Origin of the sequence: Paraburkholderia unamae (assembly GCF_003096875.1) — a bacterium.
Taxonomy (GTDB): domain Bacteria; phylum Pseudomonadota; class Gammaproteobacteria; order Burkholderiales; family Burkholderiaceae; genus Paraburkholderia; species Paraburkholderia unamae.
Genome location: NZ_QEOB01000013.1, coordinates 272500 through 293000 on the forward strand (window position 1 = coordinate 272500; position 20501 = coordinate 293000).

Consider the following 20501-nt stretch of genomic DNA (forward strand, 5'->3'; position numbering starts at 1 on the left):
ATCAACCTTTGGGGTGGCCCGCAGTCGGCAGGGGCGTGCGGCCGGGGCGAGGCGCAACGGCGCGGGCCATGCGGCCCGGCCTTGCCGCGCCCGCGCTCAGGCGAGCGCGATCGAGCGGTTGCGGCCCTGGCGCTTCGCCGTGTAAAGCGCGGCGTCCGCCTCGTTGATCATGCCCTCGTAATCGGGCGCGCCCGCGCGGGCCGCGGCGGCGCCCACGCTGGCCGTGACCGGCACGATTACGCCCTGCACTTCGATCGGTTCGTCGCCGATCGTGCGGCGAATTTTCTCCGCCACGTACAGCGCGTCGTCGAGCGGCGTGCACGGCAGCAGCAGCGCGAATTCCTCGCCGCCGAAGCGGCCGAACACGTCCTGCTTGCGCACCACGTCCGAAACGCGCTGTGCCATCGAGCGCAGTACGGTGTCGCCGGCCACGTGGCCGAACTCGTCGTTGATGCGCTTGAAGTGGTCGAGGTCGAACAGCAGCATCGAAAGCTCGCCGCCATAGCGCTGCCAGCGCGAGAACTCGTCGGCGAGACGGGATTCGAAAAAGCGCCGGTTGGCGATGCCGGTGAGGCCGTCGCGGTCGGCGTATTCGCGCAGCTTGGCCACGGCCTCCTCGCGCTCGCGCTGCATGACGCTCACGTGCGTGACGTCCGAGAGGGTCACGCACACGGCGATCACGTCGCGATCGCGCATGAGCGGCATGAAGGTGCAGTCCTGCTGCATGTAGTCCACGCCGCCCGTGATGGGCCGGTCATGGTCGAACTGGAACAGGTAGGGCCGCTGCTCCCACGAGCTGAACGCGAAGCTGCCGAGCTGGAACACGCTTTCCACCTTGCGCGTGAGCCACGCGCGCGGCAGATCCGGAAAGCGTTCAAAGATAGAGCGGCCGATCACGTCGTCCGCCGCCACGCCGCTGTGGTCCTGCATGAAACGGTTCCACATCAGCACGTTCATCTCGCGGTCGACCACGAAAATGCCGAACCCCACCCGTTCGACGACGAGGTCAGACAGCGACGGCAATCCGGTTGGCGTGCTCATAGGCTGTGCAAGAGCGCGTCGATGGCCCGGCTCACGACGTGGATCGACTCCTCGGCCATCAGCATGACAAGGTGGGCGCGAAAGCGCTGGTCTTCGAGCGCGAAATTGACCTCGACGAGGAGCGCGACGTCCCAGGCGAGCAACCCCGGCTGGAACACCTCGTCGAGCATGATCGCCTCGCCGAGCAGGCCCGGCTGCGAAAACACCGGCATGCGCCCGAGCTGGTCGAGCATCGACGACACGCATGCGCCCGTGAGCGCGTTGGCGACGTCGAACATCAGTTCTTCCTCGGTGAGCGTGTCGTCGGCGTCCGGCGCGTAGATCACGCCGCCTCGCCCGCCGACCAGGCTGCCGAGCTCGGCGATCTCGCCGCTGCGGCAGATCACCAGCGCCTCGCCCTTGATCTCCGAGCGAAAGCCCTGGCGCACGGCCGCGACCGGACCGTCGATGCCGGTCATCTCCCGCAGCGCCGCCGCGGCCTCGGACACGGCGACCACGCGCACGCGCGGCACCGAAAGCTCGATAAAGGCATTGAGCAACCCAGACAGTCGCGTCGCCGCCTGCCCCATGCCGAGATTGGCGATCTCCTGGAGCGCGTCGCGCTGGAGTTCCGTGAACACTCGATCAGGCATACAACCCGTACTCCTTCAGGATGGGTAGCAGCGCCTCCTGGGTTACCGGCTTTGCGACGAACGCCGCCGCGCCCAGCGCCTGCACGCGCTCGCGTGCGCGCGGCTGAACGTCCGCTGAAACGACGATCACGAACGTGTTCAGGTCCTCGTGCTGCAAGGCTTCGAGCACCTGAAAACCCGTCAGGTCGGGCATCGTGAGGTCGAGAAACATGACTGCCGCGCGACCGGCGCGGTAATGTGCAAGGGCTTCGTTTCCGTTCGACGCGTACGAAATCTCGACGTCCCAGTCCTCGGGCAGCGCCTTCGTGAGCACCTTGCGGGCTAACAGCGAATCATCGGCGATCACGATGGGCAAGGACATGGATATGCAGAATGAGTGTGCGTTGGGCGGAGTGCGTTTTGGCGTATTAACGGCGGCGCGCGCCATTACTTTAGGGAAAAATACGCGTAAGCCGGAAAATGCATGGCGCATGGATAACAACGCATGGACGGGCCGCCGCTGCGGCGCGCCCACGCACGGCGGGCGGCAGTGGTGTCGCGCGATGGATACCGGCAACCCGGGCGCCGGTCGTGAAGGCCCTCGTCTGCATCTTCGCAGCCACCCCGTAGCATGACCGTGCCCCATTTTCTGACGGCGCGGCATTTCATGCGAATGCGTTATTTATCGTGTTCGCGATTCTCGAATCAAATTGAATCAAATGCAACTCGTCCATAATCATTCGACGAACAAATTCGACTCATTCCAGCGAGTTTCTCGCAACAAATGATCCATCCCTTAAATAAAGAACGTCGATTATCCCTTTGTGGTACGTTTGCGCTTCACCGATTTTCGCGAATTCGGCGCACGGCAAGCGGATAAACCCTGAATGGAAAGCCCGAACGCACAATCTTGCCGCGCGCGCGTCACCGGCCCGCCGTCGGCGCGTCATCGCGGTCGTTTATGATGTCGAAAGCCCCGCCGCCTTTTCCCTGCTTTTCCGTACGATGATTGCTGACCGGCCCGAGCGGCCAGACGAACGCACGCCCCTGCCGCCCCTTTCCGACGACGCGCCGTTTCCGGCTGCGCCAGGCCATGACTTCACGGTGCGCCGGCGCACGCTGCTGGCGCTGCTCATCGCGGCGATCGTGCTGCCGTGCGTGTACGTGGCCGCCATGGCATACAACGACCTGCGCGCGCGCGAGTCCGACGCGACCGACACCACGCTGCGCACCGTGCGCGTGGCCGAGGAGCACGCGCTCAAGGTGTTCGACATGAACGAGGCGCTCGATGCGCGCGTCGTCGAGCTCGTGCGCGGGCTGGACGACGACGGCGTGCGCGCGAACGAATCGCAGATCCACCAGCAGCTCGACGCCATTGGCGGCGGCTATCCGCAGGTGGCTGCGGTGTCGATCTTCGGGCGCGACGGCGACCTGCTCGCGAGCAGCCGTTTCTCGCCGCCGCCGCCGGTTTCGATCGTCGCGCGCGACGACTTCGCCGGCATTCGCGACGGCCGCGTGATCGAGCACGTCTCGCGCGTGATGCACGGCCAGGTGAGCGGCGAAACCGTCTTCAACATGGGCGTGGCACGGCGCGACCCGAGCGACGCGTTCGCGGGCATCGTCTCGGTCGCGCTGCGTCCCGGCTATTTCAGCTCGTTCTACCGCGACCTGCTCGGGCCCGACTCGCCGATGGCGCTCGGCCTCGTGCGCAGCGACGGCTCGATCCTCGCCTTCGATCCGCCGCCGCGCGCGCTCGCCTCCGCCATCACACCGCACTCGCCGCTCAGCAGCGCGCTCGCGCGCGGCAGCGAGGGCGGCGTCGTGCGCATGCATTCGGGGCTCCTCAACAGCAACGTGATCCTCGCGTACCGGCGCGTGGGCGCGTACCCCGTGTACGTGACCTGCGCGTATCGCACGCCCGCGATCTGGACCGCCTGGTACAAGCACCTGAGCGTGCTCATCATCTCGATGTTCACGCCCTCGATCGCGCTCTGGTGCGTGATCTGGCTCTCGCTGCGACGCCTCGCCGCCGAGGAGGAGGCCTGGGAGCGCTGGCAAGCCGAGGCGTCGATGCGACGCTCGATCGAGTCCGCCTACCGGCAGTCGCGCAAGATGGAAGCGCTCGGCAACCTCGTGGGCAGCGTCGCGCACGATTTCAACAACCTGCTGATGATCGTCTCGGCCAACGTGCAGATCGCGCGGCGGCGCGGCGTGGCGGGCTTCGAGCGCGAGCTTTCCGCCGTCGAGCGCGCGCTCAAGAGCGGCCAGTCGCTCACGCGCCAGTTGCTCGGCGTCGCGCGCAAGCAGCCGCTGCGCAACGAAACGATTCACGTCGGGCGCTGGCTGCCCGCGTGCCGCGAGCTGTTGCGCGCCTCGCTCGGCGCGAAGGTGTCGCTCGTCGTCGACGAGGGCGAAGGCGTGTGGCCGGTGCTCGTCGATGTGGCCGAGCTGGAGCTCGCGCTCATCAACCTCGCCGTCAACGCGCGCGACGCGATGCCCAACGGCGGCCGCTTCACCGTGCGCGCGCGCAACATCAGCTTCCGGCCCGACGAAGGCTTCCCGCTCGACGGCGACTTCGTGCACATCACGCTCGAGGACACCGGCACCGGCATGCCGCCTGACGTGCTCGCCCGTGCGTTCGAGCCGCTCTACACGACCAAGCCCAAGGGCACGGGCACCGGCCTCGGGCTGCCGCAGGTGTTCGCGTTCTGCGAGCGCTCGGGCGGCCTCGCCGCGATCGACAGCGCGATCGGCGCGGGCACGACGGCGCATCTGTATTTGCCGCGCTCGCTGGCCGAGCCGCCCGCGCCACGCCCGAGCGAGATGCGCGAGGAAAGCGCCGAGGTGCAGCAAGGGCTGAACGTGCTGCTCGTCGAAGACAACGACGAAGTCGCCGCGGGCACCGAAGCGCTCCTGCAAATGATGGGGCACCGCGTGACCTGCGCGAGCGACGCGGCGAGCGCGCTGGAACTCGTCGAGGCCCCGCACGCCGACGGCGAGCGCACGCCGCGCTTCGACCTCGTGCTGTCGGACATCCACATGCCCGGAACGATGAACGGCATCGACCTCGCCGAGGCGTTGCAGGGACTGGAACCGGCGATGCCCGTGATCCTCGTGACCGGCTATGCGGAGGAACTGGACCGCGCGCGCCATGTGGATGTGCGGGTACTCTCCAAGCCGTTCGATATCGCACTGCTGGAAAAGACACTCGAGGCAATCCGCGAGGAACGCCAGTCGCGCGCGAAGCGCGAGCGTGATGCGACGCTGTAGCTAGTGCGTTGTGGGTGGTGCGCTGTTGCTGTGCGGCTTCTTCTCTTGGCGAACCGCGTGCGATCGTTCGATGCCCGTTTCGCAGACGAGGCACGCAGACGAGGCACGCGGATTGCGGCGCGCACGATAATCCGCGCACGCACGCGGTCAAGCGCGGCGCACAACGCGCGCCATTCGGCGCATCATGCAATGAGGCGTAGACACCTGACGAAGGAGGGTGCCATGAAGCAGACCGTGACCGGCCTTTTCAAGACCTACGACGAAGCGCGGCACGCGCAGGACGCGCTGCTACAACGCGGCTTCGCGGCGAGCGACATCGACCTGCCGGCACACACCGAAGGCGTGCTGGCGGGCATCGAGCGTCTCGTGACGAGCTTTTTCTCAAGCACGGGCGACGTGCGCCGCAGCGCGAACGAGCCGCCCGGCACGACGCCGCCACCGCAAGAAGCCGTGCGCATTGGCGTACATGTGAGCGACGAAGCGCACGCCGACCTCGCGTGCACGACACTACGTGAAGAACATGCGACGGACGTCGCCTTGCGCGGCTCGCCGTGGGCGTGGCCCGCAACGGACCGCCCGGTTGCACGCGAGCACTCGGCGCTCGACGAGCTGGGCCTGAGCGACTTCGCCGACGCCATGCGCCGCCGCACGGCGCAGGCCGACGAAGGACATCAAGGCACGCAGGGGAGTGCAGCCGATGCGCCCATGCGGCCGGCGAACGAAGCCGAGGCCACCGTGCTCACCTCGGCAAGCGCGCCGGGCGCGGGTGCGGTGATGGGCGCTCATCACGTAGACGTGGACGTGCCCGCCGCCCCCGAGGCGACGCGACCCGCTGCCGGCGCCGCGCCGCAGATTCCCGACGAATTCCTCGAATACGAAGAGGACACGCCCGAGCACCACAAAGACATGCCGGGACAATCGCGCACGCTACATTGAGCGCCGGCCTTAAGGCGCCTCAAGGCGTCCTCAAGGCGTCACGCGCGCGGCCCGGACCTCAGCGTCCGAGCTGGCGCTTGACCCAGGCTGCGTAGGCATCGACGAAGGTTTGCAGGAACTTGCGCGTGTCGTCGCTGACGATCTCACCCTTCTCGTTGATGCGACTCACGTCGTGCTTGATGAACATCTCGGGCTGGCCGAGCAGGGCAACATCGAGATACGCGAGCACATTGCGCAGATGCTGCTGCGAAAGCGCCGTGCCGATCGCGCCGGGCGAGGTGCCAAGCACGGCGCCCGGCTTACCGCCCCACGAATTCGTACCCCACGGCCGCGAACCCCAGTCGATCGCGTTCTTCAGCACGCCCGGAATCGAGCGGTTGTATTCGGGCGTGACGAAGAGCAATGCGTCGGCGGCTTCGATCTGCTGCTTGAACCGGCGGGCCGCCTCAGGGTAGTCGGCGTCGTACTCCTGGCTGTAGAGCGGCAGCACGCCGATGTCGAGATAGTCGAACGTGAAATCGGCCGGCGCCAGCGACGTCACGGCGTGCGCGAGTTGCCGGTTGAAGGAATCCTTGCGCAGACTGCCGACCACAACCGCGATTTTGTAGGCCATTGCTGTGTCCCTGGAGGCGCGCATGAAGCGCAGTAGAAGGAAACGCCATCATAGGCGTGAGCGGATTCCAATGATGGCGAGGCGTGCGGAAGGTGATGAGACCGCGCTGTGGATAACCTGGCATTGCGCGAATTTATCCACATTTTTTGTTGAGAAGGTTGTGGACAACTTACCTGAATAGCCGATGGGGCCGGGCCTCGCTTGGGATTCGTCGGCAGGTTAGCAAAGCTGCAACTTTCGTGCGCACGCGGTGGGGGAGGGCAGTCCGCGCGCGGCCACCTTCGATGATTTGCGCGGATCAGTGTCAACGCGCGAACGTCACCGTACGAGAAGTCGGCTATACGGCCGACTTCTCGTAATCGTTTTCACACTACGGCTTCACTCGAACAGCACCGCGAGGTTCTCGGTCGGACGACCAATCACGGCGCGACCGTTACGCACGACGATGGGTCGTTGCAAGAGAATCGGGTGGCTCGCAATTGCTTCGTAGAGCTGATTATCTGTGACACCTGGCGCGTCGAGGCCCAGTTCCGCGTATTCGGACTCCCCCGTTCGCACCATGTCGAGCAGCGGGCCGCCGAGCATCGCATGCAGGCCCTTGAGTTGCTCGACCGTGAGCGGTTGCTTTAGATACTCGATCACCTCGACAGGCTCGGTCGCCTTGGCATTCGACACCAGGTCGCAAGCGGCGCGGGATTTGGAGCAACGGGGGTTGTGGTAGATCGTGATCATGGTTGGTGGCAGACGAGAGGGAAGTGGCGGGCGGCCTTTGCAAGAGCCGGTGACGATCTGCGATTTTACCGGGCGCGCTGGTGGAGGATGAAGCTGGTGGGTCGGGCGAGTTCACCTGCCGTGAGACGCTGGAGTCGGTCTCGGGCTCGTGCGTGGTTTGCGTTCGCGATCCGAGTTCTCTGCCTGGTCGCTGGAGCGCTCGAGATCACTCGATCCCGGCGATGGGACTTTATGCGCATAAAGCGGTGGGGGAGGTGCCGCACTCTCACGCTGCGTCGGGAGCCAACGGCTTTGGCTGGCGGTGTTTTGGTTTATGGTGCCGCGGCTTGCATCCCCGTGCTACAGAGCCTCCTCCCGAGCTTTATGCGCATAAACCTTGTCCGAATGGCCAATTCGACTGAGAAATACTCCAAAAATCATTGAATTGAAAAACAGTCCAGGTAAAATCCCAAGCTAATAGCAAAAAGGAGAATACCAATTGGCAGCAGAGATAATCGCAGTCACGCAGCAGAAGGGCGGGGTCGGCAAGAGCACGATCGCGATGCATCTCGGCGCGGCATTTCACGAGAGAGGGAAGCGGGTTCTCGTCGTGGACGCCGACGGCCAAAATACGCTGGTTCACTGGGCCAGCGCATCCGCCGACGGCGAAACCGGCATCCCGTTCCCGGTGGTCAACCTCTCCGAAGCCGGTGGACAGATCCATCGCGAGATCAAGAAGTTCATCAACGACTACGACATCATCGTTGTCGACTGCCCACCGTCGATCACGGAGAAGGTGTCCGGCGTCGTACTGCTGGCTGCCACCGTCGCCGTGATTCCCACGTCATCGTCTCCGGCCGATTACTGGTCGAGCGTCGGGCTGGTCAAACTGATCCAGCAGGCGCAGGTGATGAACGAAGATCTGCGCGCGGTGTTCCTGCTGAACAAGACCGAAGAAAAGCGCATGCTGACACGCGAGTTGAAACGCGCGCTCGAAGAACTCGGCTTTCCGTTGCTCAAAACCCAGATTCCCACACGTGAGGCGTACAAGCAGGCCATGGCGCTTGGCCAGACAGTTCTACAAATGAACGACCGCGGCGCACGCCTCGCCGCATTGGAAGTGCGCGCATGCGCCGACGAAATCGCGGCGATGCTCCCCTGACTTTATGCGCATAAAGGACCCTGAATGAAACCCTCCCAATTCGCCAAAGGCTTTCAGGCTCGCCCTGATACGACGAGCAGCGAAAAGCGTACTGCGCTTGACCGCCTCAACGCCATCGACGGACTGGTCCAGGACAAGCCGAAAGCGCCCGACGTGGCCGGACGTTCGAGCCAGCCTGTCATTGAGCCGATTGCCGAGCCTGCTCTGGAAGCCGCACCCGCTGTCGAAAACGAGTCGGCGCAATATCGCGCGTGGCGCATCGCGCACGGCTACCGTCCGGGGCAGATCATCGAGTTGCCGCTCAAGGACATCAAGCCGAGCCCCTTCAATCCGCGTCACTTCTATCTGAAGGCGTCGATTGCAGAACTCGCAGTCAATCTCGCGAAGCAAGGGCAGCAGCAGGCCATTCACGTGATTCCCGATTACGCGACGCCCGGCAGCTACTACGTGAGCGACGGCGGCCGCCGCGTACGCGCGTTGAAGGAAGCGAACAAGGAAGTCGTGAAGGCGATCGTCGTCGATCTGCCGATCGGGATTCAGAGCTACAAGCTCGGCTACGATCTGAACGTGCAGCGCGACTCGCAAACCGTCTTCGACAATGCGGTGGTGTGGAAGCGATTCATCGACGAAAAGCACTTCCAAAGCCAGCGTGAACTTGCCGATCATCTCGGCCTCGACGAATCGACGGTGGCGGTTGCGCTGTCGATCGGGAAACTGCCGGAGTTGGTGATGCAGGAGATGGTGGCACGCTCCGACCGGTTCGGCTCGAACATGGCGTATCAGGTCGGCCGCTATCACGGCGCACGCGGCACAGACGCCACGCTGCGTCTCATCAACCGCATCGTCTCGGACGATCTCAGCACGCGGCAGGTCGCGGATATCGTGAAAGGTCGGGCAAGTCCGCAGGAAAGTCCGAAGCCGGCAGGCCGGCAACGCTACGCGCAAAGACTGGAGATCAAGCTGGATGGCGTGGCCGTTGGCGACCTCAAGTCATACGGCGACGACCGGCTCGAACTGCGCCTGAAAGGCCTCTCCAAAGATCGACGCGATGCGATCCTTCAACAGATCGAACAGATTCTGAAAACGAAATAAGTTTGAAAGTGCGTCAGCGGTTGCCACCGTAGCCAATGCAGTTGGCGGCTGGCAACCAGCCTGACGCCACCGGCCCGCATTGCACGGAACCGGGAAAACACCGTCTGGATCAGGCGGCGCGCGACTGGCTCAGCGTGAACGCCAGCAGGTCGCCGTCGGTCGGTTCGCCCCAGGTCTTGCGGGCAAGCCAGTCGAAAAACGCCGAGTCAGCCAGCTTCGAGTCCAGCCCGCGGCGACGCCAGTCATCCCGCAGATGCGCGCCGAGCACCGGCAATTCATCCTCTTCGAAGGACTGGCGCGCAAGTTCACGCTCCATCTCGCCCTGCTCCTCGTAGAGTGCGCGCGCTTCCTTGCGGCGATAAGCCGAGTATTCGTCGAGCAAGCGCGCCTTCGGATCGTCTGCCGTCACCGCCGCCGCTGCGCTGCGGCCAACGGCAGGTGTCGCGCCCGCCGGGGTTTCGACCGGCGGCGCATAACCCTTCTTCAACGCATCCTTGAATAGCGCCGCGGCGCTGCGCACCGGCGGCAGGCTCGTGCTGCGCAGACGCTGCTCGGTCAATTGCAGCGCGGCGCGAATGCGATTTTCCTCGCTATCGGCATACAGCGATTGCGCTTCCTTGAGCGGAATGCCGATCTTCACCATGCGATCGACGAGCGTGCTGTCGAACACGTTCGGATGTTCATCGAGCGCAAGCATCGGTTGCTTGCGCTCGGTTACGCGAAACTGGATTTCGGCGACGCGCCGTCCTTCGCGATGCTCGATCAATTCGACGAAGATATTCGTGACCGCGTTGACTTCGGCGATTGCCGGTCGCAGATAATCGCGCTTGAAATACTTGTACTCGCGCTTGGCTTCATCGCCGGCTTCGGTATCCGGCGTGCCGGAGAGGATCGGGCGCCACCATTCCCAGGTCTCACGCATCGTGAGATGGCTGGGGTTAGTGAGATAGCGTACGCAAATCTCGTAGAGCGCGAGGCCGGCGCTACTGCGCAACTGGCTCTGGAATTGCAGGCTCAGGCGGGCGTACTGGACCGGGTCCAGCAGCTTCTTCTTGATTTTCGGTGCGAACGAGAATTCCACCCAGACGCGCCGGGTCTGCGGGTCCTCGAGAATTTCCGCGTCCGCGATCAGCGTGGAGATACCCCACTTGCGTCCGGGCTTCTGGCTGGAGGTCCCCTGGCTCCATTCGACCTGCACCGACACCATGCGGCGCAAGTGCTCTTTCACGAGCGCCGTATCATTGGAATCGAACGCCGAGTTGGCGACGATGTCCGAAAGCAGCGCACGGTAAGTGTCGCCGGACTCGTCGGCCTGCTGCGCGACGGCCAGCAGCACGTTGAACAGCTTGCGGGTCAGCAGGGTGATCTTGCCGCTTTTCGGCTGGATCGCGATCGCCTCGACGGCCTTGCGCAATTCCGCCGAACTGGGGCTTACCACATCGGTCTTTTTCACGCGCTTCGTGGCCATGCGTCGGGTCGAGGAAGGAATTTCGCGAAAGGATACCGTCTGTGGTGATAGGCGTCTATAGGGCGTCTCTCACCATTGCCGGTGATGCGCCCATTATGTGTGCAACTCACCGCGACGCACTCCCGTATCACCTCACCTTCCGCCAGACGCCCGTCCGGCGGGGCGCTTTGCGTATTCTACGATCCGGCCCGAGCCCGCGTTTTCGCCCTTGCGCCAACGGTCGCCGTTTGCTCCCGTAACGGCTCACCTTAAATATTTTCACCTGTTGGGTGAAAAATCCCGCCGGCGTTGGCCAAGCTCCACAACGAAAGCAGTCCAGATGAGAGACATAACGAAATGGCCCCTGAAAGTGCCTCGCTGAGTGCCGGGAAGCCCGTTTTCCCCCGGCAAGCGCTCAACAAAATGACCTTCGGCGGCGTTGAGTTCTGCATTCGCCGTCCGCAGCCATGCGAAGCGTCCCGTAAATTCTCACCTATGGTTTAACTGGCGGTGCCTTCCGGCAAGGATGGAAAGGCCGTCCTACCGACATTCAGGGCACCAATGCTCCTGAAAAAACTCACCTTTTGCGCTGAGCAGGCGTCGCGGCGCAGCGCAAATATCACTCCCGAAAAACCTCACCTTCCGGCTGCTCGTATGAAAAAATCAATAGATTCCGAGACTTATCCACATGTCGGCAGCTCGGCAAATCCGCGCTTTGCTCCCGTATCACCTCACCTCAAATGAAGAAGTGCGCTCCGCATCGACGGGTCCTCACCGCACAACGGCCCCCGAAAACGCTCACCTCAGCGAATTCCAGCGATTGAGTCTGCGGCTTCTCCCCCACGGAATTTCGGTGCTTCCGGCGCAGTGAATACCAACTTTCTCCCGCATTTCCTCACCTCAAGCCCAAAAAGAGCCCAAAATACCTCCCGAAAAGCCTCACCTTCGCGCTTTGCGAGGCAGAGCAAGCACCCGGATTCGCCGCAACGCCGCAAGCCCCCGTAGAACCTCACCTTTGCCACTTCGAGAGGCAGACGAATGCGCCGGAGACCGGCAAGCGTCCCGGCCAACGGGTGCATCGACTCCCGAAAAACCTCACCTCAGAGCTCCGGAAACGCCCATTTCGCCCGATTTCTGCGTTTGGCTCCCGAAAAACTTCACCTTCGATCCGCATTTTTTCCCGATTTTCCTCACCCAAGGCTTTTCAGCCCCTCGATTTCGTCCAAAAACACCGCGAATTCCCGGTCCCGAATCCGCTCACCGTTGCATTTCGCGTAACATCACGACACCTCCCTGTCCCTCTTGACCCATACGGCGGCTCACTCCCGTATTCGCTCACCCTTGCCGCGAAGTCAACAATCTCCCTGTCCCTGAATCCGCTCACGTCCTTTCCCGTACCGCCTCACCCCCGATCCCGAAGCCCGTCACCCGACTGTCCCGCAAGGTCTCACCCAGGGTCCCGTAAAGCTTCACCTGATCAGCCTGAAAGCCCCGCGGGATAAGGGTTTGCCGTGGCGTTAACGTTTTTAACGGGTATCAAGGGTGTTTACTTTTATGTATTCTCAAGCACGATCTTCCTTGCGAGTTTTCCAAGATATCCACAATTCCTCCAACCCCTACGGCTCTGATTCTTCTCACCTCTCGCGTGAAACAACGGATCGAAGTAAAATCGGAGGTAAATCTCCCGCGTTTACAATGGCTTATGAAACAAAGTTCGATTTGTTTCACGCCGACACTCGACTAAAGCCTGCTTCAATCGAAATAAAGCGCCGCTTAAAGCACTTCTCTCCGCTCTAAACCTTCCTGGCATTAAAAAACGTAGCAAACAGAACGTAATTTGTTATGATTCGTCCACTCCCCTGCCGAGAAGACGAACATGCGAGACCAAGATCGCCAGGTTATCCGCGAAGAACTCGAGAATTTGCGCAAAAACGGAGCGCGTAGGCAGGAGCTCTCCCTCCATGCCTGCAAGCGTCTGTTCTTCGATTTCGAGATCAAACCCTCGATGGCCGCTGTCCGCGAACTGACCCAGACTGGCAGTGCGAGCGACATTCCCAAAGATATCGAGCTGTTCTGGCAACGCATCCGAACCGCGTCGAAAACGCGTGCTGGTGTTGGCGCGATTCCGCCTGCACTGGAAGAACGTGCCGGCGAGTTGCTTGGCGCACTATTCGAAGAAGCGCTAATGCTGGCGCGAGACGCTTTGCACGACGAACGCACCGAATTCGAGGCTGGCCGACGCGATGCCGAGCAAGCCGCCCGCGACGCCGAAGCCCGGCGCGCCGCAACCGATGAGATGTTGCAACGCAGCGAAAGCCGCACCGAAGCGGCCTACGAGCGGGTGCGTGAACTCGAAAGCCAGCTCGCCGCCAGTTCAGCGCAGGGCGCGCTACAGCATGGCAACCGCGAAGTGCAGTTTCAACGCCTCGAATCGGAAAACGAAGCCCTGCGCAAGCGGGTCGAAACCGAGCAGACGACCAATGCCGGATTGCGCGACCGAATCGACGGCTTGCATGAAGAGATGCGCAAGAGCACCGAGCACTATGCGCAGCAAATCAAGGATGCGCTGGCCGAGGCCGAGCGGCGCGTCAGGCCGATGCTCGTCGAGCTCGATTCATTGCGCTCGATGTCGTCGACGTGGCAGTCGGCCCAGCGCGATGCGAGCAAGAAGGAATTCGATTTCATCCAGCAACTGGCGACGGCGAAGGCACGCGCCGACCGGCTCGACGTCCTGCTGCGCGAGCGTTCCGACGAAGTCGATGTCCTGACTCGCCAGGTAACGACGCTACGCGGACAACAAGGCGTCGATGCGTCGGTTGCGGCTGTGTTGTGCGCCCTCGCAGCGGAGGGACGTTTGGGCGAGGCCGAACTGACGCGTCTCGGGACGGTGGTGGATGGCCACGTCGCGCTGCCGGCGCGTTGCCCGAATTGCCATGAAGGGGAACCGGAGTTGTCCGAAGTGGACGATGGTTTTGAGTTTCTGTGCCCGGAGTGCGAGCACACGTCGGGCGCGGGGGCCTCGAAGCTGGAAGCCTTTTCGCGCTTCATGGCGGGCAAACATTCGCCCGAACAGGCTTGAGGTGAGCCTTTGCGGGAGCGAACGAGCGCTCCCGGCGTGAGCTTTTACGGGACGCGGCGCGTGCCGCGAGCGCGGCACGAACGCCAGCTCACGCGGTGTTCAGGTTTTTTCGCTTTCCGCAGCGGCACGCTGCATCGCTTCCCGTTCGGTCCATATTTTCCACGCGCGGTGGAGCCGGCCCGCGGAGATCGGTTGCAGGAAACCGAGCCACTGCCCTACCTGATCGGTGTCCACGCCCCGCTCGAACAGGTCCGCCGCAAACGTGTTGCGCAGCGTTTGCGGACTGGCGCGCTCGGCGCGGGTTTCGGCCACGCCCGCGGTTTCCATCAGGGCGTCGATGGCGCGCAGCACCGTGGCCTTGTGCATCGGTCGTCCCGAGGGGGAGCCGGGAAAGACGAGCTGGCCTGGCAATCCGGCGAGGCGGCGCGCTTCGAGCCACGCGCCAAGCACGTCGACGGCAAAGGGGGCGAGCCGCGTGGTCCGCGTGAAAACAGGGTTGGCGGCTTCGATCGTCACCCACTCCGAGCCGATTGCCACGCAGTCGAGCGTCAGCGCGATGGCATCGCCGGTTTTCAACCCGCCGCCCAGAAAGATCGCGACGAGCGCCCGGTCGCGGCGCTCCCGCCATTGCTTCGCGGCGGACGGCTCGACGAGCGGAGAGAACAGCCGGCCCACGATCGCCGCACGTTCGGCGGCATTGAGAAAGCCGGTCGGGTCGTTTTCGCGTGCGTTGCGCCAGGCGGCTTCGCCGTCCTGAGCGATGAAGCGCGCGGGATTCGTGGAAGCGAGTTCGATTTCACGCACGTGATCGAGCACGCGTTCGATGAGGCGAAGGTAGCGCAGCCGCTGGGGTTTCTTCACGTCGAGGCTGGCGACGAATTCCGCGATCGTGCCGGTATCCACTGTCATGATGGTCTTGCGCTTGAGCGCGAGCCATTCGAGAAAGCGTCCCCATTGCACGCGATAGACGTCGGCTGACGAGCGACGCAATTCCTGGGATGCCAGCCAGGCGTCGAATGCGGCCACGGGGTCGCGTTGCCAGTCTTGACGTTGCTGGTCGAAGAGGTCGCGTGCGGGAGTGGATGACGCCATCTCTATCATTCCGTTAGTTGCGTTAAAGGAACATTATAGCGAGATCACGGCGGGCGCAACCCATCTGCGCTCGCCAGGCTCCTCAAGCCGTCAGCCGCCCCACGCCCGCGCGCGTCGCGCGGCGTCGCTGCGCCTGGCCTGACGGCGTGCCTCTTCCGCACTTTGCGCGGCGCGCTCGTAGGCCGAGACCGCGAACGCGAACACGGCGGGCAGCGCATTGGACTGGCCGAAGTCGACGGTCTCATCCGTTTCCGGCCACGCAAGGTCGCCGGGCCGTTGGAAGAGGCCCAGCATGAGGGCGTCATGGCGGCTCGCGAAGCCGAGGTCGGCAAGCGCCTCGGCCTCGATGGCATGAAGAAGCCGCCACGTAAGCGGGACTTGGCGGGCGATGTAGCGTTGCGCGATGTTGCGCACGATATGTTCGAGGTCGCGCGCGGCGGACTGGAAGCGCAAGGCGGCCAGTTCGTGTTCGCGCGGCAGTTCGGTTGGGGGCGAGATAGACATCGGCGGCTCCGGTCGGACTTTCACTGTATAAATATACAGTAGTCGGGCGGATTGCGCAGCCTCATCCGTACGGCCAGGGGTCGCGGGGAGCTGGCCGCTCAACCGTGGATCACCACCATCAGCGCGCGGGCTTCGCCCTTGCCCACATTGCGGATGGCGTGCGGTTGATCGGCGATATAGCGCGCGGTGTCCGCCGTCTTGAGCCGTTGCGCCGCGCCGCCTGCCTCGACTTCGAGGCTCCCCTGTAGGACCGTGAGGTGCTCGCGCGTACCGGGTTCATGCGCGCTCGACACCAGCGCGCCGCCCGGCTTGAGCGTCAGTTCATACCATTCGAATTGTCCGGCGAGTTCGATCGGCCCCCACACGCGCAACTGGTAGCCGGCTTCGTGCCCCAGTAGTGTGGGGATGTCGTGCGGCCCGGCCACGGCGATCGCCTCGGGCGCCTTCGGCGCGGCGAACAGGGAATCGAGCTTCACGCCCAGGGCGTTCGTGAGCCGCCAGGCCACGGCGATGGTCGGGTTCGCCTTGTCTCGCTCGATTTCCGATAGCATGGATTTGGAGACACCCGCGGCGCGCGAGAGGTCGTCGAGCGTCATCTTGCGCTCGCTGCGCAGCCGCTGGATTTGCTCGCCCACACGTGGCGGCGCGGTGGAGGGTACGGTGGATGCAGGCGAGACACCGGTTGCGGCCGGCGCCGGCGCTGGCGCGTCGGGAACGGCAGCCGCCGGTGCGGTGCGCGGTTTGCGGGTGCTTGCCATTCACGACCTCATCGTTTAGAGTGCGTTCGATATATCGAACTTGTGTTCGAAATAAAAGAAATTTTCGCTAAAACCTGCCGCCGACTATAGCAGGCCGCGGCCCTCCAAGCCAGGAGATCGATCCATGCGTACCCCGTATCTCGACCATCTGCGTGCCACGCTCGACCAGATTCGCGCGGACGGCTTCTACAAGAACGAGCGTGTGATCGCAACGCCTCAGTCCGCCGACATTCGTCTGGCCGACGGCAGCGACGTACTCAACTTCTGCGCCAACAATTACCTCGGTCTCGCCAACGACGCCCGCCTGATCGCCGCAGCGCAAGACGGGCTCGAGCGCGACGGCTTCGGCATGGCGTCGGTGCGCTTCATCTGCGGCACGCAAACCGTGCACAAGCAGTTGGAAAGCGCGCTCGCCACGTTCCTGCAAACCGAGGACTGCATTCTCTACTCCAGTTGTTTCGACGCGAACGGCGGCCTTTTCGAAACGCTGCTCGGCGAGGAAGACGCCATCATCAGCGACGAACTCAATCACGCGAGCATCATCGACGGCGTGCGCCTTTCGAAGGCGCGCCGCTACCGCTACAAGAACAACGATCTTTCGGATCTCGAAGCCAAGCTGCGCGAAGCCGACGAAGCCGGGGCGCGCTACAAGCTCATCGCTACCGACGGCGTGTTTTCGATGGACGGCATCATCGCCGACCTCAAAGGCATCTGCGATCTCGCCGACCGCTACGATGCCCTGGTGATGGTCGACGACTCGCACGCGGTCGGCTTTATCGGCGAGCACGGGCGCGGCACGCCCGAGCATTGCGGCGTGGCGCAGCGCGTGGACATCATCACCGGCACGCTCGGCAAGGCGCTGGGCGGCGCCTCGGGCGGTTATATCGCGGCGAAGCAGGAAGTCGTCGATCTGCTGCGCCAGCGCTCGCGTCCGTATCTTTTCTCGAACACGCTCACGCCGAGCATCGCAGCCGCATCGCTCGCGGTGCTCGAACTGATCGCGAGCGACGAAGGCGCGCAGTTGCGCCGCCGCGTGCGCGAGAACGGCGCGCAGTTTCGCCGCGAAATGAGCGCGCTCGGCTTCACGCTCGTACCCGGCGAGCACCCGATCATTCCCGTGATGCTGGGCGACGCACAGGTCGCCACGCAAATGGCCGACGCCCTGCTGCACGAAGGCGTTTATGTGATCGGCTTTTCGTATCCCGTCGTGCCGAAGGGCCGCGCGCGCATTCGCACGCAGATGAGCGCCGCGCACACGCCCGAGCAGATCGGGCGCGCCGTCAACGCGTTTGCGCGTGTGGGCAAGACCCTCGGCGTGATTTAATAAGGATTGCGAATCAAATGAAAGCACTCGCCAAACTCGAACGCGCCCCCGGACTCACGCTCACGCGCGTGAAGAAGCCCGAAGTCGGCCACAACGACGTGATGATCAAGATCCGCAAGACGGCGATCTGCGGCACGGACATCCACATCTGGAAATGGGACGACTGGGCGCAGAAGACCATTCCCGTGCCGATGCACGTGGGCCATGAATACGTGGGTGAGATCGTCGAAATGGGCCAGGAGGTGCGCGGCTTCCAGATTGGCGACCGCGTGTCGGGCGAGGGGCATATTACCTGCGGCTTTTGCCGCAACTGCCGTGCGGGGCGGCGTCACCTGTGCCGCAACACGACGGGTGTCGGTGTGAACCGCGAAGGCGCGTTCGCCGAATATCTCGTGATACCGGCCTTCAACGCATTCAAGATTCCGCCCGAAATCTCCGACGATCTCGCGGCGATCTTCGATCCGTTCGGCAACGCCACGCACACGGCGCTTTCGTTCAATCTCGTGGGCGAGGACGTGCTCATCACGGGCGCGGGGCCCATCGGCATCATGGCTGTTGCGATCGCGAAGCACGTGGGCGCGCGCAACGTCGTCATCACCGATGTCAATGACTATCGCCTCGAACTCGCGCGCAAGATGGGCGCCACGCGCGCCGTGAACGTCTCGCGCGAGTCGCTGCGCGACGTGATGGCGGAACTGCACATGACCGAGGGCTTCGACGTGGGCCTCGAAATGTCGGGCGTGCCGAGCGCATTCACGGCGCTGCTCGAATCGATGAACCATGGCGGCAAGGTCGCGCTGCTCGGCATTCCGCCCTCGCAAACCGCCATCGACTGGAACCAGGTGATCTTCAAGGGGCTGGAAATCAAGGGCATTTATGGCCGCGAGATGTTCGAGACCTGGTACAAGATGGTCGCCATGCTGCAAAGCGGGCTCGATCTTTCGCCCATCATCACGCATCGCTTCGGCGTAGACGACTACGAGAAAGGCTTCGCGGCGATGCTTTCGGGCGAGAGCGGCAAGGTGATTCTCGACTGGACCGCGGCCTGAGTGCGCGCCGGTTTCACTGCGTTTCCGATTGAGCGGCTGCGCCCGCTGGGGGCTGCTCGAATTCGGCCTGGATGCGCACAGTGATATCGTCGCCCACGGCGGGATACCAGGTCGTCAGCCCGAACGCCGCGCGGCTGAAATGGCCCGTGGCCGTGAAACCGAGCGTGGGCGCTTTCGTGAGCGGATTCGGCGCGTAGCCGTTCAATGTGACGTCGAGCGTGACCGGCTGCGTCACGCCGCGTATCGTGAGGTTGCCCGTGAGCGCGCCGCGCCCCTCGGCCGTGCGCTCGAAGCGCGTGCTCACGAAGCGGATTTGCGCATAGCGCGCCACGTCGAGCATTTGCGCGCTTTTCACCATGGCGTCGAGTGCGGGAACGTTGGTGTCGAGGCTCGCGGCGTCGATGACCACATCCACCGAGGCGGTTTCGAGGCCGCCCGTACGCCAGTCGAGCGTGCCCTGTGCGCGGTCGAAGCGCATCACGAAGCGCGTGTACTGGAGGTGATCGACATCGAACACGATGCTCCAGTGATGGGCGTCGAGCGTGTAGTGGCCCGCCGGCACGCTGGCTTCGGCGCGGCTCACACTGTGCGTGACGACCCGCAAAGGCGTGCACGCGGCGAAGCCCGCCGCGCACACCGCAGCGCAGAAGGCGCGGCGCGAGCCGCGAACGAATGGCGCAAACGGCCGCTCTTTCATCTCATCTCCCATTGGCTGGCTGATACGTTCCTGTACGTTTGGCGGCCCGCGTTTCTTCCATCCCGACGATAAAGCATAACGTGCCAGGGCCGGATCGCCGCGTCGCCGCCTTGCCGTGTCCTGTTCGCCCGCTCACGCGGGCGTTGCGCGCCGCGCGAAAGTCGGGTTTCATACGCGCATAGCAGCCAACTCGCCGGGAGTGCCGCTCCATGCCAGCCGCGAATCATGCAGTGCGCTTTCACGCCACGCTCGTGCGCGAGGTCGACGCGATGACGGCCGCCACGGCGCGCTCATTCGGACGCCACACGCACGATCAGTACGGCATTGGCGTGATCGATCGCGGTGGCCATGTCTCGCTGAGCGATGCGGGCCAGGTCGAGGCCGCGCCGGGCGATCTCATTCTCGTCAATCCCGGCGAAGTGCACGACGGGCGGCCGCTCGACGCCGCGGGCCGCACGTGGCGCATGCTCTATTTCGAGCCGTGCTGGATCGACGCGTTGCAAGCCGACATCACGCAGGGCGATGACGCCGGCTTTGCGCTGCATGCGCCCGTGATCAGCGAACCGCGTTTGCGCGGCTTGTTCGACGCCGCCTTTGCCCATGTGACGCAGCAAAACGCGGACCAGAGCGTGGACCCACGCGCGGCCTCGGGCGACGACCTCTCCCGCATGGCGTTCGACGCCGCCGCGCTCGAAGTCATGACGCGCCTCGTCGAAGCCCTCGGTCACCGGCGCTCGCTCGCGCCATGCTCGCCCGCCGCGCTCGTCCACGTGCGCGAGATGATCGACACCGATCCCGCCGTACCGTTCTCGCTTGCCGAACTCGCCCGCGCGGCGGGGCTGAGCCGGTTCCAGCTTCATCGCGGCTTCATGCGCGCGTTCGGCGTGGCACCGCACAACTACATCCTGCATCGCCGCGTGGCGCTCGCGCGGCAACTGCTCAAGGCCGGTCACGCGCCTGCGCAGACCGCGCTGGCCGCCGGTTTCTGCGATCAGAGTCACCTGAATCGCGCGTTCGCGCGGCAATTCGGCGTCTCACCCGGCCGCTACCGGCTCGCTCGCGGGGCATGAAGTCCAGGCGCTGACGCACATCGATCCAAGACGGCGCGCCGTGGT

At 63.9% G+C, this 20501-nt stretch carries 19 protein-coding genes; 9 read left to right on the forward strand and 10 right to left on the reverse strand.

The features are described from left to right. Nucleotides 1-96 precede the first annotated feature (96 nt). From C7402_RS26885 to C7402_RS26895, 3 genes are read right to left on the reverse strand one after another with little or no spacing between them, the layout of a single operon-like run. Nucleotides 97-1041 carry a sensor domain-containing diguanylate cyclase gene (locus C7402_RS26885; protein ID WP_112170785.1) on the reverse strand — a complete coding sequence of 315 codons (945 nt, stop codon included), beginning with the start codon at nt 1039-1041 and terminating at the stop codon, nt 97-99. Continuing rightward, entirely contained in the window at nt 1038-1673 is a 636-nt protein-coding gene (locus tag C7402_RS26890; RefSeq protein WP_112170784.1) for a chemotaxis protein CheC, read from the reverse strand. The genes C7402_RS26885 and C7402_RS26890 overlap by 4 nt, the downstream gene beginning before the upstream one ends. After that, nucleotides 1666-2034, reverse strand: coding sequence for a response regulator (locus C7402_RS26895; RefSeq protein ID WP_112170783.1), 369 nt, complete (start codon nt 2032-2034; stop codon nt 1666-1668). Before C7402_RS26895 ends, C7402_RS26890 begins: the two co-directional genes overlap by 8 nt. Between C7402_RS26895 and C7402_RS46415 the strand changes: the two genes are divergently transcribed. The 3 genes from C7402_RS46415 to C7402_RS26905 all read left to right on the forward strand — a co-directional run bounded on the left by C7402_RS46415 (nt 2021) and on the right by C7402_RS26905 (nt 5858). Next, nucleotides 2021-2287 carry a hypothetical protein gene (locus C7402_RS46415; protein WP_133254561.1) on the forward strand — a complete coding sequence of 89 codons (267 nt, stop codon included), beginning with the start codon at nt 2021-2023 and terminating at the stop codon, nt 2285-2287. The genes C7402_RS26895 and C7402_RS46415 overlap by 14 nt on opposite strands. A gap of 370 nt (nt 2288-2657) precedes the next feature. Continuing rightward, complete coding sequence (locus tag C7402_RS26900; RefSeq protein WP_112171104.1) at nt 2658-4922, forward strand: hybrid sensor histidine kinase/response regulator; 2265 nt, start codon at nt 2658-2660, stop codon at nt 4920-4922. A gap of 222 nt (nt 4923-5144) precedes the next feature. Next, nucleotides 5145-5858 (forward strand): hypothetical protein, encoded by a 714-nt coding sequence (locus C7402_RS26905; protein ID WP_112170782.1) that lies wholly within the window; start codon nt 5145-5147, stop codon nt 5856-5858. Between the two features lie 58 nt (nt 5859-5916). Here the strand turns inward: C7402_RS26905 and C7402_RS26910 are convergent, their stop codons facing one another. Further along, nucleotides 5917-6471: an NADPH-dependent FMN reductase gene (locus C7402_RS26910; protein ID WP_112170781.1), complete on the reverse strand. Its 555-nt coding sequence runs from the start codon at nt 6469-6471 to the stop codon at nt 5917-5919. A 378-nt stretch (nt 6472-6849) separates the two neighbouring features. Then, the gene (arsC, locus tag C7402_RS26915; RefSeq protein ID WP_112170780.1) at nt 6850-7203 is read right to left on the reverse strand and encodes an arsenate reductase (glutaredoxin); all 354 of its coding nucleotides are present in this window, start codon (nt 7201-7203) and stop codon (nt 6850-6852) included. Between the two features lie 478 nt (nt 7204-7681). Here arsC and parA point away from each other — a divergent pair, with 478 nt between their 5' ends. Beyond that, the gene (parA, locus tag C7402_RS26920; RefSeq protein ID WP_112170779.1) at nt 7682-8344 is read left to right on the forward strand and encodes a ParA family partition ATPase; all 663 of its coding nucleotides are present in this window, start codon (nt 7682-7684) and stop codon (nt 8342-8344) included. Between the two features lie 24 nt (nt 8345-8368). After that, on the forward strand, nt 8369-9436 hold the full coding sequence (locus tag C7402_RS26925; protein ID WP_112170778.1) for a ParB/RepB/Spo0J family partition protein: 1068 nt from the start codon (nt 8369-8371) through the stop codon (nt 9434-9436). Between the two features lie 109 nt (nt 9437-9545). Here C7402_RS26925 and C7402_RS26930 read toward each other — a convergent pair whose 3' ends face one another. Then, nucleotides 9546-10904, reverse strand: coding sequence for a replication initiation protein (locus tag C7402_RS26930; protein ID WP_112170777.1), 1359 nt, complete (start codon nt 10902-10904; stop codon nt 9546-9548). Between the two features lie 1855 nt (nt 10905-12759). Here C7402_RS26930 and C7402_RS26935 point away from each other — a divergent pair. Continuing rightward, nucleotides 12760-13962: a DNA-binding protein gene (locus C7402_RS26935; protein WP_116612798.1), complete on the forward strand. Its 1203-nt coding sequence runs from the start codon at nt 12760-12762 to the stop codon at nt 13960-13962. A gap of 99 nt (nt 13963-14061) precedes the next feature. Here the strand turns inward: C7402_RS26935 and C7402_RS26940 are convergent, their stop codons facing one another. From C7402_RS26940 to C7402_RS26950, 3 genes are all read right to left on the reverse strand, one after another. Further along, the gene (locus tag C7402_RS26940) at nt 14062-15054 is read right to left on the reverse strand and encodes a tyrosine-type recombinase/integrase (protein WP_244314947.1); all 993 of its coding nucleotides are present in this window, start codon (nt 15052-15054) and stop codon (nt 14062-14064) included. 90 nt (nt 15055-15144) lie between these two features. Further along, complete coding sequence (locus C7402_RS26945; protein ID WP_116612800.1) at nt 15145-15558, reverse strand: DUF2471 family protein; 414 nt, start codon at nt 15556-15558, stop codon at nt 15145-15147. Nucleotides 15559-15656: 98 nt separating this feature from the next. Next, a complete protein-coding gene (locus C7402_RS26950) occupies nt 15657-16316 on the reverse strand; it encodes a helix-turn-helix domain-containing protein (RefSeq protein ID WP_116612801.1) in 660 nt (219 codons plus the stop codon). Between the two features lie 124 nt (nt 16317-16440). Here C7402_RS26950 and C7402_RS26955 point away from each other — a divergent pair, with 124 nt between their 5' ends. Further along, a complete protein-coding gene (locus C7402_RS26955) occupies nt 16441-17640 on the forward strand; it encodes a glycine C-acetyltransferase (protein ID WP_116612802.1) in 1200 nt (399 codons plus the stop codon). A 17-nt stretch (nt 17641-17657) separates the two neighbouring features. Then, nucleotides 17658-18689 (forward strand): L-threonine 3-dehydrogenase, encoded by a 1032-nt coding sequence (tdh, locus tag C7402_RS26960; RefSeq protein WP_112170771.1) that lies wholly within the window; start codon nt 17658-17660, stop codon nt 18687-18689. Between the two features lie 13 nt (nt 18690-18702). On the opposite strand, the gene C7402_RS26965 is transcribed toward tdh, so the two are convergent. Then, a complete protein-coding gene (locus tag C7402_RS26965) occupies nt 18703-19386 on the reverse strand; it encodes a YceI family protein (protein ID WP_116612803.1) in 684 nt (227 codons plus the stop codon). 209 nt (nt 19387-19595) lie between these two features. Between C7402_RS26965 and C7402_RS26970 the strand changes: the two genes are divergently transcribed. Next, nucleotides 19596-20456, forward strand: coding sequence for an AraC family transcriptional regulator (locus tag C7402_RS26970; protein ID WP_116612804.1), 861 nt, complete (start codon nt 19596-19598; stop codon nt 20454-20456). Nucleotides 20457-20501: the final 45 nt, after the last annotated feature.